The following is a 13,647-nucleotide window of genomic DNA, read 5'->3' on the forward strand; positions in this document are numbered from 1 at the left end:
GGACGCGCACCGCGCCGGCGTCCCCTCCGGTGGTGCCCGGCTCGGCTAGCCTGACCGCGGAGGTGCCAAGTGGCCGCATCGGAAGAGGCGTTGCCCATGACGACGGAGTCCGCCACCGTCGTGGTGATCGGGGCGGGACCGGCCGGGCTGACCGTGGCCAACCTGCTGCGCCGGTGCGGGATCGACTCCGTCGTGCTGGAGCGCCGCAGCCGCGACCACGTGACCCGGCGCCGGCGGGCGGGCATCGTCGAGACCCGCGCCGTGCGGATGTTCGAGTCCTGGGGGCTGGCCGACGTGGTCCGGGGCGGCCCCCCGCACGACGGCGTCCTGGAGTTCAGGATCGACGGCGAGAGCCGGTACGTCGACGACCGTGACGGCTCGGCGGGGTCGGGCGCGCGGCTCTGCCCCCAGCAGGTCCTGGTCCAGAACCTCACCGCCGCCCACCTCGCCGACGGCGGTGACCTGCGCTACGAGGCCGCCGACGTCACCCTGCACGGTCTGACCGGCGACCGTCCGAGCGTCGGCTACCGCGCGGCGGACGGCACCCGGCACCTCATCTCCTGCGCCTACGTGGCCGGTTGTGACGGCGATCGCGGAGTCAGCCGGGCGGCCGTCCCCGCGAGCGTGTCGACCGTCCACACCTTCGACCACGGCATCGGCTGGCTCACCGTCCTCGCCGACGCGCCGCCGCCCGCCCATCCGCTGCTCGCCGTCAGCCCGCAGGGGTTCGCCGCGCACTTCCCGCGCGGACCGCGCAGCAGCCGCTACTACCTCCAGTGCCCGCCGGACGACGACCCCGCGGTGTGGCCCGACGACCGGATCTGGGACGCCCTGCGCACCCGGCTCGCCGATCCCGCGCTCACCGGCGGCCCGATCACCGACCGCGAGGTGTTCCGGCTGCGGAGTCTCGTCCACGAACCCCTGCGCCACGGACGGCTGTTCCTCGTCGGCGACGCCGCCCACATCCTCTCCCCGATGGGCGGCAAGGGCATGAACCTCGCCCTGCACGGAGCCGACCTCCTCGTCCGCGCCGTCCGCGACGCCGTGCGCGACCAGGACGACACCGGGCTGAACGCCTACTCCCGGCGCTGCCTGCGGCGCGTCTGGAGCGACCAGGAGTTCTCGCACTGGCTCACCCGCACCGTGCACGAGGCGGGCGACGCCACCGCGTCCGGGCCGTTCCTGCGCCAGTTGGCCCGCGCCCGCCTCGACCGCCTCGTCACCTCGCCCGGGGCCCGGCACGCCTTCGCCGAACTCATGACGGGCCTGGACCCGGCCCGCGCGGAGGCCGGTCCCGCCTGACGCCCCCGGGGCCGTCCGGCGGGTGCGCCGGTCCCCGCGCCCCTGTGCTCAGGCCGCGCCGGCCGCCACGCAGAACTCGTTGCCCTCCGGGTCGGCCATCACGACGTGGTGCTCGTCGAACGTGGCGAGGACGCTGCCGCCCGCCTCCACCAGCCGCTCCGACTCGGCGCTGATCCGCGCCCACCGCTCCGCCGTGCTGCCGTGGCCCGGCACCCGGATGTCGAGGTGGAGCCGGTTCTTCGCGGTCTTCGGCTCGGGAACCTTGAGGAGGGAGAGCCTCGGGCCCGCGCCGTCCGGGTCGCAGAGCCACTGGGCGTCGTCCACGGAGTCGTCCTCGGGCAGGTCGAACTGCGCGAACCACTCCTCCCGGGTCTCGAAGGGAGCGGGCGGCGGCTCGTCGACGTAGCCGAGGGCCGTCTTCCAGAACTCCGCGAGGAGCTTCGCGTCCGAGCAGTCGAGGGTCAGGTCGATGCGTGTTGCCATGACCGGACCGTACCGCCGCCCGGCCCCGATCCGGCGCACCCGGCGCACCCGACGCATCCGACGCGCCCGACCCGGCCGGGACCGGGCGGACCGGTCAGGACGGCTTGGCCGACGGGGGCGAGGCGCCCGGCGCGGACGGGGCCGGGGAGCCGTCGGGGTCGGCCTCCGCGGCGTCCGGCGGACCGGCCGTGTCGGCGGCGGCCCGCGGGGCGTCCGGTCCGTCGGGGGAGCGGCCGCGGAGGATGAGGCCGAGCAGCGGGCCGGTGAGCGCGGTGGTGGTCACCGCCATCACCACCATCAGCGAGTAGAGCCGGTTGTCCAGGACGCCTATCTCCAGGCCCACGCCCAGGACCACCAGTTCGGTCAGCCCGCGGGTGTTGAGCAGAGCACCGAGGGCCGCCGCGTTGCGTCTGTCGAGCCCTCCCCACCGGGCCCCGCCGTACGCGCCGAGGAACTTGCCGCCCACCGCCACCGCCATGATCGCGGCGAGTTCGCCGAGGTCCGAGCCGTTCAGCCGGGAGAGGTCGACCTTCAGCCCGGACAGCACGAAGTACACCGGCAGGAGCAGCAACCCGCACAGCGGCTCGATCCGCTCCAGCACACCGTCGCGCAGCGTCCCGTTCAGCCCGCGCGGCATCACCGCGCCGAACAGGAACGCCCCGAACACGTAGTGCATGCCGAGCCATTCCGTGCAGGCCCCCGACAGCAGCAGCCCGCCCAGCACCAGGGCGACGAAGTTCCGGCCGGGGCCGCCGCCCTTCGGCGCGTCCCAGGCGGCCGCCCGGCGCAGCAGCGGTCGTACGAAGGTGACCATCAGGACGGCGTAGGGGACCAGCAGCGCGAGCTTCCACTCCAGCCGCCCGCCGGTGGCGACCGCGACGACCACGGCCAGCAGCGACCAGGCGAGCAGGTCCGCGATGGCCGCGCACGCCAGCGAGGTCGTCCCGAGCCGGGTCGACGCGAGTCCGCGGTCGGCGATGATCCTGGCCAGCACGGGGAACGCCGTCACGGCCATGGCCACCGCGAAGAACAGCACGAAGCCGGTGGGGTCGCCCTCGTGGTGCGCGTCCAGCAGCGGCCAGGCCAGCGCGGCGCCCAGGCCGAGCGGCAGCAGCGTCGAGCACAGCGACGTCGAGATCGTGGCCCGCCCGCTGCCGCGCAGCAGGCCCAGGTCCAGTTCCGTGCCGACGAGGAACATGAACAGCGCGACGCCCACCGCGGCCAGCGCGGCGAGCAGCGAGCGGACGTCCGCCGGGAACAGTTCCATGGAGAGGTCGTCGCCGAGCAGGGTGGGGCCCAGCATGACCCCGGCCAGGATCTCGCCGATGACGGCGGGCTGGCCGAACCGGCGGGCCAGAGCCCCCATCGTGCGCGCCAGTCCGAGGATCAGGGCCAGAGCGACGAGGAGCTGCACCGTCTGCGACGCGGTCATGAGCGCCCGCCCGGTCCGGTGGGCCGGTGGGCGGTGTCCGCCGGGCGGCCTGGACACCCGCCCGTCCGGCGGGTCGCGGTGGCGGGGATGACGGATCGGCTGCGCACGACGTGGCTCCCTGGATGGAAGGGCGGTGGGGGTACGGGATCCTCACGGGCTGTGGGCTGTGGGCGGTCGGGGTCTCGGGGTCTTCGGCTGTCGGGTCTCGGGCGCTCCGTGCTGGTCTGCGGTCCTGGTCCGTGGCCGTGGTGCGCCGTGGTGCGCCGTGGCCGTGTCGGTCCTGCGGGTTCGGCGGTCGTGCGGTTCAGCGGGTCGTGCCGCTCTCCAGGTGGAGGGCGAGTTCGAGCCAGGCCGCCGCGCAGGACCTGGCCAGCCGGCTCACGTTCACCGCGCAGTGGGCGGGCACCTGCTTGAGCGGTACCGGGAGTTCGGCCGGGATCACGGTACTGGTCCCGAGCCAGCGCAGCAGCGATCTGCCGGATTCGGTGTAGCGCAGGGACGGATCCTGACGCAGCCGCTGGAGCACCTCCTGCATGTCCTGCGCGACCGTGCGCTCCGGCGGCTCGGCGGGTGCCGCAGGGTGCCGGGTGTCGTCCGCCGGGGCGGGCGCGATCTCCAGGGTCTTCTCGCGCACGCCGTCGGGCAGCGGGTCCCTGCCCTGCCGGATGCGCTCCTTGACGTCGTGCGCGGTGCCGACGGAGATGCCCGCCTCCCGGGCGATCTCGCGCAGCGACGCCTCCGGCCGCAGGGCGATGACCCGGCTGGCGGCGAGGCGCCCGTCGGCGTTGTTCACCGGGCGGCGTCTGCCGTCCTGGCCGACCCGGACGTCGGACGAGGAGCAGCCGACCAGGGTGAGCCGCAGCCGTGCCACGGTCTTGGTGGCCAGCCCGGCGATCGCCGCGATGGCGCGGTCGGAGAGTTGCGGGTGCGTACGGAACAGCCGCTCGGCGGCGGCCCGCCGGTCCGCTCTGGTCAGCGGCAGCCCGTGCCGCACGTTGATGCGGACGGAGTGCAGGAACGCCTGGTCGGCGTCACCGTCGTAGAACTCGACCCGCACGTGCTCGTGCCCTTTGAGCCGGGCCGCCAGGAGCCGGTGCATTCCGTCGATGACCCGGAGAGAATTCCGCTCCACGAGCAGGGGCGGGAGGCTTTCGAGAACATCGGCCAGAGCCCGGACGTGGTCTTCGTCGAGACCTGCGGTCCTGGGGGAGTCGGCGGGCAGCAGAGCGTCCGTCGCGATTGTTTCGATCGCGCCCCGATCGGATTCCCGCTTTTCCGGTGGTGCCGAACTGTGTGTCTCCGGTCTTTCCACCATGCATTCATCGGGAGCGGAAATGCACTGAAGGGACGCCATGTGCGCAGGGAACATATACGGTCCTTCCGTCAGTCGTGTATCGACGGGGTCATCGATACGGGCAACCACAGGGGACGCACTGATCAGAAAGAGCAAACTCCGGAAATGACAACATCGTGCGGCACCGAGTCGGTGGCACGATTGGCGCCGGCCGGAGCCGGGGGCGGTACGAACACCCTTGTCAGGTGGTGGGGGCGGGCGGTCGAAGCGGCTTGAGACTAACAAGGGTCACTGAGGGCTGCAACGGGGTCACCAATAGCCCCTTTTATAAGTCGAGTTGACTCAAGAACCGGAAGAACCGTCACCGGACGCGCCAACACAGGTGCGGATGGCGTTAGTTGGCGGTGCCATCGGACGGTGTTTCAGGGCCGTCGGAGCGTTCGGCTCCGGGGTTGAACACCGGCGCGTGGGGCGGGTGTTCAAGGGGCGACGGAGGACGCGGACCCGGGACCGTCGTCGCGGACCGTCGCTCCCGCCCGTCCAGGGACGGGCGCCCCCGGCCCGCCCGTGACCGGCAGCCGGGAGTCGCCGGGGCCGCGGCGGGCCGCCGCCGAGGACCGCCCGCGCCGGGTCCCGTCGCTCAGAGCGGGCGCCGGGGTGTCGCCGCCACGTGGTGGGCGAGCCAGGACAGGAAGGGCCCCAGCTCGCGCGCCGCCGCGATCAGCCGGTCGGTGGCGGCCGGGGTGAGCGCCGCGTCGTCGGTGACGAGCGGCCGGGCCGCCAGCAGCGAGCGGTGCCGCAGCAGTTCGGCGCGCGGATGGTCGGCGGGCGTCCCGCGCGGCACCCGCTTCATGCGGTCGCCGGTGATCTCGTAGCCCGTCGCGGCGAGCCGGCCGACCAGGTCCGCGAGGTCGGCTCCGCTGGTCAGGGCGGCGACGGCGGCCCGGTAGCGCGGGATCTGGCCGGGGTCCGGATAGTGCCAACCGGCGCGCAGGTGCAGGCCGTCGAGATCGAAGCGGAGCCCGATCTCGACCTGCCGGGCGATCCGGATCACCGCGCTCTGGTGCTGCCACCACCAGATCTCCTTGCGGAATCCCCAGACGGAGAAGTCGTCGAGGGCGGGGACGGCGTCGGCCACGTCGTTCAGCAGGGCGATCATGGGCTTCCTGACGTGGACCTCGCGGTCCCGGCGCAGACTCTCGCGCAGTGCGGGCGGGGGATCGCCCTCCAGCCGCAGCAGCACCTCGAACGCCTGCTCCGTCCACCCGCTGAAGACTCCGCCCATCCGGTGATCCTAGCGGCGCGGCCGGGGCCGGGCGGGCGTCCCCCGGCGCGTCCCGCGCCCCCGCGCGGGGCGCGGGAAATCTCCGCCCGGAAATCGGCGGCCTGATGTTTTCCGTGTGTCCGGTTGACCATTTATCGCCGCGTTGTGCCGGCCGCCGACCGGGCGTTCGACTGGGCACATCCCTCGGTTGAACGCCGTCTTTACTTGAGCGGGACCCCGATTGTTCGATGGACCAGGTCGATGCGGCGAGGCCCGGTTCGGGAGTTCCCGCCCCACGGACCCGGGTTTCCGTTGTTCCACCCGCATGCCGAGGCCGCCGGAGCGCGCCCGCACGGTGTGCCCGAGTACGGCCCGCTATCCGTTCGCAGGAGCCGATGCACTGGAGGAACCGTGAGCGAGGACGTGTCCCGCGAGAGCCAGGACGACCTTTATCTCGTCGTCCGCAACCACGAGGAGCAGTATTCGATCTGGCGCAGCGACAGGCCGGTGCCCTCGGGGTGGGAGACGGTGGAGGGCCCCGACGCCAGGGAGAACTGCCTCGGCCGTATCGAGGAGTTGTGGACCGACATGCGTCCGGCGAGTCTCAGGGCCGCCATGGCCGCCGCCGAGAACAAGAATTCTTGATTCCTTTCCTCTCTCGGTCGCCTTTTCCGGCATCGAATCGACGACAGCGGTCGGAGTTCTCCGTATGGGACAGACAGGTTCTTCGCACATGCCAAGCCCCGGGTGGGAACCGGGCGCGCTCGTGCACCGACAGGTGCGGGAGCGGGCGCTCGCCCGGCCGGACGCGGTCGCCCTGACCGACGGCGCCGGTGCCCAGGTGACCTACCGGGAACTCCTCCGACGCTGGGAGCGGCTGGCCGGGGCGCTGCGGGAGTGGGGCGTGGGCCCCGAGGTCCCGGTGGCCGTCAGGCTGGAGCGCTCGCCCGACCTGGTCGTCACGATGCTGGCGGTCCTGGCGGCGGGCGGCGTCTACGCGCCGATCGACGACACCTGCCCCGAGGAGCGGTTCGCCGCGATCGTCACGGACCTCGGCGCCCCGGTGCTGCTCACCGACCGCGAGACGCCCCGCCGGGTCGGCGACCTGGTCGCCCGGGTCGCCCACCCCGGGGACGCGGCACCGGCGGGCGCCGACGGCCCCGGGCCGGTCGTCCCGCACCCGGACAACCTGGCCTACGTCATGAGCACTTCGGGCTCCACCGGGCGCCCCAAGGGCGTGGCGATGACCCACCGAGGGCTCGGCCGGCTGATCCGCTGGCAGGCGGCGGACGGTCCTGGCGGCCTGACGACGGTGAGCTTCACCTCGCCCGGCTTCGACGTCACCTTCCAGGAGATCCTCGGCACCCTCGCGACCGGCGGACGTCTGTGCCTGGTCTCCGAGGAGGCCAGGCGCGACCCCGAGCAACTGCTCGCCGTCCTGGAGAAGGAGGGCGTCGAGCGGGTCTTCCTGCCGTTCGTGGCGCTCGGCCAGCTCGCCCAGGCAGCGCGCCGCACCGGCCGCTTCCCCCGCTCGCTGCGGCACGTGGTGACCGCGGGGGAGCAACTGGTGATCACCGACGCGGTCGCCGAGTTCTTCGGCGCGCTGCCCGGCTGCCGTCTCGACAACCACTACGGGCCGACCGAGACCCACTTGGTCAGCAGCCTGACCCTGGGCGACGACCGGGGCGGCTGGCCGCGCACCCCGCCGATCGGGCGGAGCGTCGACGGAGCCGACGTCCTGCTGCTCGGCCCCGGCCTCACCCCCGTCCCGGACGGGGAGCCCGGCGAGATCCACGTCAGGGGCGCGGCACTGGCCCGCGGCTATCTCGGCGCGCCCGCCCCGACCGCCGACCGCTTCCTCCCCGACCCGTTCGCCGACGAGCCCGGCGCCCGGATGTACCGCACCGGGGACCTCGCCCGGCGGGACGCCGACGGGCTGCTGCACTTCCTGGGCCGCACCGACGACCAGCTCAAGGTCCGCGGCTACCGCGTCGAACCCGCCGAGGTGGAGCTGGCCCTGTCCCGCTGCCCCGGGGTGCGGGAGGCGGCGGTCGGGGCGCGCACCCTGGCCGACGGGGTGCGGGCGCTGGTCGCCTACGTGGTGCCCGAGCAGGGGGCGCCGCCGTCGGTCTCGGTGCTCTCCGCGGCGCTGCGCGCGTCGCTGCCCGCCTACATGGTGCCGGCCAGGTTCGCCTTCATCGACGCCCTGCCGCTCAGCTCCACCGGCAAGGCCGACCGCAGGAGGCTCGCCGAGGTGCCGCTGCCCGAGCCGGGCGACCGCACGCGCACCGCGGGGGACCCCGAGACGCTCGCGGCCGAGGTGACCGCCGTCTGGCAACGGGTCCTCGGGCACGACGAGTTCGAGCGCGACGAGGACTTCTTCGACGTCGGCGGCGACTCGCTGCTCGCCGCCTGGGTGGTCACCGAGCTGAGCAGGCTCGCGGGCCGGGAGATCGAACTCTCGGTGATCCTGCGCAACACCACCGTCGACGAACTGGCCGCGTTCCTCGCCGCCGGGCCCGCGGCACCGGCCGCGCACCGGCCGCCGTCCGAACTCATCACGCTGCGGCCCGGATCGGCCGGGAACGTGCTCTACCTCTTCCATCCGCTCGGCGGTGAACTGCTCACCTACCGGGAGCTGGCCCGGCGCATGGAGTCGCCGGTGCGGGTGCTCGGGGTGCGCTGGGCGGCCGGTCCCGCCGAGGCGGGCCGCGAACCCTCCCTCGCGGACATGGCGCGCGCCCACCACGAGCAGATCCGGGCGGTGCAGCCCGAGGGGCCCTACCTGCTGGCCGGTTGGTCCTTCGGCGGCGTCCTCGCCCTCGAAGTGGCGACCCTCTTGCGGGAGTCGGGGCAGCAGGTGGCCTTCCTCGGGCTGATCGACGCCAACCCGGTCCGTGACCCGCTGAGCGGACTCCCGCCCGCCGAGACGCCCTACCGCGCGCTGCTCGGGCAGGTCCTCGACGAGGTCGACCGGCGGGCCGCGGACGGCGAGGAGTCGCTCGACGTCGCGGAACTCGCCGCCGACCGGGACTGGGTCGGGCTGATGGGCGGGGCGCCCGCCGTCGGCGTCAAGGCCGCGTACCTGCGGCGCAGTCTGGCGATGGCCCGGCAGAGCATGGGCGCCCTGGCCGCGCACACCGCCCGCCCGTACCCGGGCGACGTGGACCTGTTCCAGGCCGGGGCGACCGGCGCCGCGACCCGCGCCCTGCTGCGGGCCGGGCTGGCGGAGGTCGTCGGCGGGGCCGTGCGGGTGCACGAGGTGCCGGGCGACCACACCGGCATCCTCACCTCCCCGCACGTCACGGTGCTCGCCGGGGCGGTCGACGGGGTTCTGGACGACATCGGGAAGGGGAACGACAGCGATGGATCTTGAGGCCGAGCGCCGCCAGTTCGACGAGAAGGGGTTCATGGGGCCCTTCAAGCTCTGGGACCCGGACGTCATGACGGCGTGGTGGAAGGAGCAGCGGGCCTACCTGCTGGACCCCGCGCACAAGAGCCGGGCCGTCTTCGACAACCCGGTCAACTACGACCGGCACCTGGACGTACCGGGGTTGCGCACCCTGATCAGCGAACCCGCCATCGTGGAACGCATGCAGAGCGTCATCGGACCCGATGTGCTGTGCTGGCGCACCGAGTTCTTCCCGAAGAACCCCGGCGACTCGGGCACCGGCTGGCACCAGGTCGAGACGTACGCCATCGGTGAGGCCGAGAAGGGGATGCTCGAAGCGGGCGAGCGCACCGAGGGCGTCCCGATGGAGCTGACCGCCTGGGTGGCGTTCACCGAGGCGACCAAGGAGAACGGCTGCCTGAAGATGATCCCGGGCAGCCACCGCCGCTGGCGGTACGACGAGACCCGGCCGATCTCCTGGAACGCGACCGGCAAGGACAACACCTTCTTCGGCTACGACTACGGCGAGTTGCGGCTCGACAAGGACTGGGACCCCGACCAGGAGGACGTCGTCCACCACGAGATGGCGCCGGGCGAGGTGGTGCTGTTCACCGCCCGCACCATCCACGGCTCGCACCCCAACACCAGCCGCAGGCAGCGGATGGGCTTCTCGGTGCGGGTCGTCCCGCCCTCGGTCCGGGTCTACGGCGGCATGACCGAGTTCCACGAGTTCGGCCACCACTTCGACCTGTCCCGGCACGGCTGCGTGCTGCTGGCCGGGCAGGACGAGGACGGCCTGAACACCATGCGGACCACGAACGCGTGGGACGAACCCTTCATCACCCGTCCGAGGAGCGCCTGATGGCCGACACCCAACTGGCCGGGCGGGTCGACATCGACCCCGCCGCGGTCGCCGAGGACCTCGCCCGCGCGGCCCGCTTCCGCTTCTCCGAGGCGTACAGCGACTACCTCTGCGGCGGGCTGTGGAAGAGCCTGATGCTGTTCGCCTCCGGGGGCGAGGGCGGCGACGGGCTGATCACCAACTACGACCACGGACGGAAGTCGTCCGTCACCGCCTTCGGTGAGCAACTGCCGTACCTGCGGCAGGTGGTGGAGCGCAACTTCCACCTGGAGAACCTCAACTTCGCGCGCATCGCGGAGATGACCAACAGCGTCACCGTCCCGCACCGCGACCTGCTGGAGCTGGAGGACATCCCGCAGGAGGCGCGCAACGCCCACCGCATGCACATCCCGCTGGCGACCAACGAGGGTGCCCTCTTCACCGAGGACAACGTGGTCTACCGGATGGCGGTCGGCGACGTCTGGTTCTTCGACGCGTCGAAGGTGCACGGCGCCGCCGCCCTGACCACCCGCAGCCGCACCCATCTGATCCTCGACTTCACCGACGCCGCCGACGCGTCCGACGTCGTCCGGTTCCCGCTGGAGCTGTCGGGCGGGATACCCGAGGACCGGATCAGCAAGCGGCCCTCGCTCACCGAGACCGAACTCGAGGCGCTGTACCGGCTGGCCGACGTCGTGGACCTGGAGAACTACCGCGACGTCCTCGGGCTGGTCATCAAGAAGCACTACCGCAGGGACGGCGGTGAGGACTTCGTCTGGCGGACCCTGACGGAGATCGGCCGCCGCTGCCCCGACCCGGCGGTGCGCACGAAGATCCAGGAGGAGCTGCGGTTCTTCCTGATGGAACGGTCCGCGCAGACCCCCGACGGAGGAACATCATGACGACCGAGAGCACCGGCACCTCCCTGGCCGCCCGGCTGGCGGACAACGAGGTGCACGCCCGCTTCGCCGGGCACGACTTCTTCCGGCAGGTCCACTCCAGGGCCCTCGACCACGAGCAGGTGGAGACCTACCTCGGCCAGTGGTGGCACCCGCTGCACTACTTCACCACCTTCCTGGCCCGCTGCGTCTCGGTGCTGCCCGACATCGAGTCCAAGAGCGCCATCACCCGCATCCTCAGCCAGGAGGCCGGCGCCGGATCGGCCCGCGGCGCCCACGAGGTGATCTACGCCCGCAGCATGGAGAAGGCGGGCTACGACCGCGCGAAGGTCACCGGCTCCGCGCCGTTCCCGGAGACCGCCGACCTGGTGGCCTGCTACGAACGGCTCTCCGGTGAGCGGTTCGCGGCCCTCGGCGGCATCTACGCGACCGAGGTGACCGACCTGCTGATGGTCTCCAGCATCGGCGAGGCCGTCACCCGCGAGTCCGGCACCGCCCGCAACGCGTGGGTCGACATCCACGTCGCGCAGGAGCCCGACCACGTGGAGGAGGCCAACCACGCCCTGCTCGACGGGTTCTCCCCGCAGGACGAGACGACGGTGCTGAAGGCGGCCGAGGAGATGTGGGACCGCTGGACCGCCTTCTTCGACCGGCTCAGCGTGGAGACCGGCGTGGCGGCCCCCTCGGGCAGGCGCCGCGATGAGTGACGTCCGCGCCTCCTACCTGCGCTTCCCCGGGTGGACCCAGCACTTCTGGACCTGGGCCACCGGGCGGGCGCTGCCCCACCAGGAACCCCTCATCCGGCACACCTGGGCGAGCTACACCGCGGTGACGCTGGTGACCTTCCTCGGCGGGCTCGCCCTCTCCGCGACGGCCGTCTCGGCGCGGTTCCCGCTGTGGGGGCTGGCCCTGGTCGCCGGGTGGGCCCTGACCCTCCAGGGCGCCCGCACGATGATCCTCGTCATCGCGCACCAGGCGCTGCACCGCAAGTTCTCCGGGAACCGCGGGGTCGACAGGTTCTTCGGCGAACTGGTGACGGTCCTCAACATCTACAACACCTTCCAGGAGTTCAAGGAGGAGCACTTCGACAACCACCACCGGCGGTCGATCTTCGCCACCGAGCAGGACCCGCCGGTGCAGTTCCTCTTCCACTTCGGGTTCCTGCCCTCGATGAGCCGCGGCCGGCTGTGGCGCAGGGCGTTCGCCGTGTTCCTCTCGCCGCGCTTCTACGCGGTCACCGTCGGCGGGCGGCTGCGCTCCAACCTGACGACCGGCACCTGGCGGCGGGCGGGCTTCGTGCTCTGGGCCGGGTTCTGGCTCTCGCTGCCGTTCTGGCTGCCGCACGGCACGTCGACGCTGCTGCTCGCCTTCGTCCTGCCGGTGATCTTCCTCTCCCAGCTCAGCGCGCTCCTCGACCGCCTCGGCGAACACGCCTGGCTGACCCCGGCCGACCCCGAGCAGGACAACCGCTTCTACACGGTGCCCGCCACCTCGGCGCGGTTCTGCGGCGCCCCGGTGCCCGAGCGTGGCCTGCCCGCCGGGCGGGCCGCGGCGGCCTGGACCGGGTGGCTGCTGGGCACGCTCTTCTACCATCTGCCCAGCAGGTGCCTGGTCGTGGTGGGCGACCTGCCCAACCACGACTACCACCACCGCTATCCGACCACCGAGGCCTGGACCACCGCGGCCTACGCGCGCCAGCGCGACATCGACAGCGGCGACCACGGGCCCCCGTACACCGAGGTGTGGGGCATGTTCCAGGCGGTGGACCGCATGTTCCGGACCATGAGCGAGGTGCCCCGTGACGGAGATCTGGTTGGTTGACGCCTTCGCGGACGCCGAGTTCCGGGGCAACCCGGCCGGTGTCGTGCTCTGCCCCGACGGCCTGCCACCGGCCGACCGGATGCAGGAGGCCGCCCGCGCGGCGGGGCTGCCCACCCTCGCCTTCCTGCACCGGCGGGCCGAGGACCGCTGGCGGGTGCGGTGGTTCACTCCCGGCAAGGAGCTGAACATCTGCGGGCACGCCACCGTGGCGAGCGCCTGCTACCTGCACGAGGCGGGCGGGGTGGACGACGCGCTCCCGCTGGTCTTCGAGACCGGCGCGGGCGAGCTGTACACCCGCCGGGTGGACGGCGGGTTCGCCATCGACCTGCCGGTCATGCGCACCGTGCCCGTCACCCCGCCCCCCGGTCTGGAAGCGGCCCTCGGGGTGGAGCTGACGGCGTGCGAGCGCGCCGAGGACGACATCCTCGTCGAGGTCGGCTCGGTGGACGACGTCGCCTCCCTCAAGCCCGACTTCGCGGCGCTCGCGGCGATCGACTGCCGCGGGCACGTGGTGACCGCCAGGGGCGGCGGCGCGGACTTCGTCTCCCGCACCTTCTTCCCCGCGCTCGGGGTCGACGAGGACCAGGTCTGCGTCTCCGCGCACTGCAAGCTGGCGCCGTACTGGGCGGAGCGGACGGGCCGGGAGACGATGTCCGCCCTCCAGCTCTCCGAGCGCGGCGGGCGCCTGTCGGTGACCCTCGCCGGTGACCGGGTCCTGGTGGCGGGGCCCGCGGTGGTGCGGGGCCGCCTGGACGACCTGCCGTGAACCCCGCCGGGGAACGTCCGGCCACCGGCCTCCGGCCGCCGTTCCCCGGCGGCGGCCACCGCCAGAACCCCGGTGCACGCCCCGGGAGTTCCGGTGCACGCCGCCCGAATTCCGGTGCACGCCCCGGGAGTTCCGGTGCACGCCACCCGAATTC

General features: G+C 72.9%; 12 protein-coding genes. 8 read left to right on the forward strand and 4 right to left on the reverse strand.

The genetic code is table 11. The features are described from left to right. Positions 1 to 96 precede the first annotated feature (96 nt). Entirely contained in the window at positions 97 to 1,302 is a 1,206-nt protein-coding gene (locus tag GA0115242_RS22345; protein WP_093831219.1) for a 4-hydroxybenzoate 3-monooxygenase, read from the forward strand. 48 nt (positions 1,303 to 1,350) lie between these two features. On the opposite strand, the gene GA0115242_RS22350 is transcribed toward GA0115242_RS22345, so the two are convergent. The 4 genes from GA0115242_RS22350 to GA0115242_RS22365 form a co-directional block, all read right to left on the reverse strand. Then, positions 1,351 to 1,785, reverse strand: a complete 435-nt coding sequence (locus tag GA0115242_RS22350) for a VOC family protein (RefSeq protein ID WP_093831266.1) — start codon at positions 1,783 to 1,785, stop codon at positions 1,351 to 1,353. A 94-nt stretch (positions 1,786 to 1,879) separates the two neighbouring features. Next, positions 1,880 to 3,217, reverse strand: a complete 1,338-nt coding sequence (locus GA0115242_RS22355) for a cation:proton antiporter (protein WP_093831221.1) — start codon at positions 3,215 to 3,217, stop codon at positions 1,880 to 1,882. 304 nt (positions 3,218 to 3,521) lie between these two features. Then, complete coding sequence (locus GA0115242_RS22360; RefSeq protein WP_237549233.1) at positions 3,522 to 4,316, reverse strand: streptomycin biosynthesis protein; 795 nt, start codon at positions 4,314 to 4,316, stop codon at positions 3,522 to 3,524. Between the two features lie 835 nt (positions 4,317 to 5,151). Next, positions 5,152 to 5,796 carry a DUF2461 family protein gene (locus tag GA0115242_RS22365; RefSeq protein WP_093831225.1) on the reverse strand — a complete coding sequence of 215 codons (645 nt, stop codon included), beginning with the start codon at positions 5,794 to 5,796 and terminating at the stop codon, positions 5,152 to 5,154. A gap of 390 nt (positions 5,797 to 6,186) precedes the next feature. On the opposite strand from GA0115242_RS22365, the gene GA0115242_RS41800 reads away from it, so the two are divergent. From GA0115242_RS41800 to GA0115242_RS22400, 7 genes are all read left to right on the forward strand, one after another. Next, entirely contained in the window at positions 6,187 to 6,420 is a 234-nt protein-coding gene (locus GA0115242_RS41800) for an MbtH family protein (RefSeq protein ID WP_256089522.1), read from the forward strand. 88 nt (positions 6,421 to 6,508) lie between these two features. Beyond that, entirely contained in the window at positions 6,509 to 9,151 is a 2,643-nt protein-coding gene (locus GA0115242_RS22375; protein ID WP_093831229.1) for an amino acid adenylation domain-containing protein, read from the forward strand. Further along, complete coding sequence (locus GA0115242_RS22380; protein ID WP_093831231.1) at positions 9,141 to 10,028, forward strand: chlorinating enzyme; 888 nt, start codon at positions 9,141 to 9,143, stop codon at positions 10,026 to 10,028. Before GA0115242_RS22375 ends, GA0115242_RS22380 begins: the two co-directional genes overlap by 11 nt. After that, positions 10,028 to 10,909, forward strand: a complete 882-nt coding sequence (locus tag GA0115242_RS22385; RefSeq protein ID WP_093831233.1) for an aspartyl/asparaginyl beta-hydroxylase domain-containing protein — start codon at positions 10,028 to 10,030, stop codon at positions 10,907 to 10,909. The genes GA0115242_RS22380 and GA0115242_RS22385 overlap by 1 nt, the downstream gene beginning before the upstream one ends. Continuing rightward, positions 10,906 to 11,613, forward strand: coding sequence for a TenA family transcriptional regulator (locus GA0115242_RS22390; protein WP_093831235.1), 708 nt, complete (start codon positions 10,906 to 10,908; stop codon positions 11,611 to 11,613). The genes GA0115242_RS22385 and GA0115242_RS22390 overlap by 4 nt, the downstream gene beginning before the upstream one ends. Beyond that, positions 11,606 to 12,727 (forward strand): fatty acid desaturase, encoded by a 1,122-nt coding sequence (locus tag GA0115242_RS22395; protein ID WP_093831237.1) that lies wholly within the window; start codon positions 11,606 to 11,608, stop codon positions 12,725 to 12,727. The genes GA0115242_RS22390 and GA0115242_RS22395 overlap by 8 nt, the downstream gene beginning before the upstream one ends. Beyond that, entirely contained in the window at positions 12,705 to 13,493 is a 789-nt protein-coding gene (locus GA0115242_RS22400) for a PhzF family phenazine biosynthesis protein (protein WP_202555623.1), read from the forward strand. Before GA0115242_RS22395 ends, GA0115242_RS22400 begins: the two co-directional genes overlap by 23 nt. Positions 13,494 to 13,647 lie beyond the last annotated feature (154 nt).

It is taken from the genome of Streptomyces sp. SolWspMP-5a-2, from assembly GCF_900091845.1.
Classification (GTDB): Bacteria; Actinomycetota; Actinomycetes; order Streptomycetales; family Streptomycetaceae; genus Streptomyces; species Streptomyces doudnae.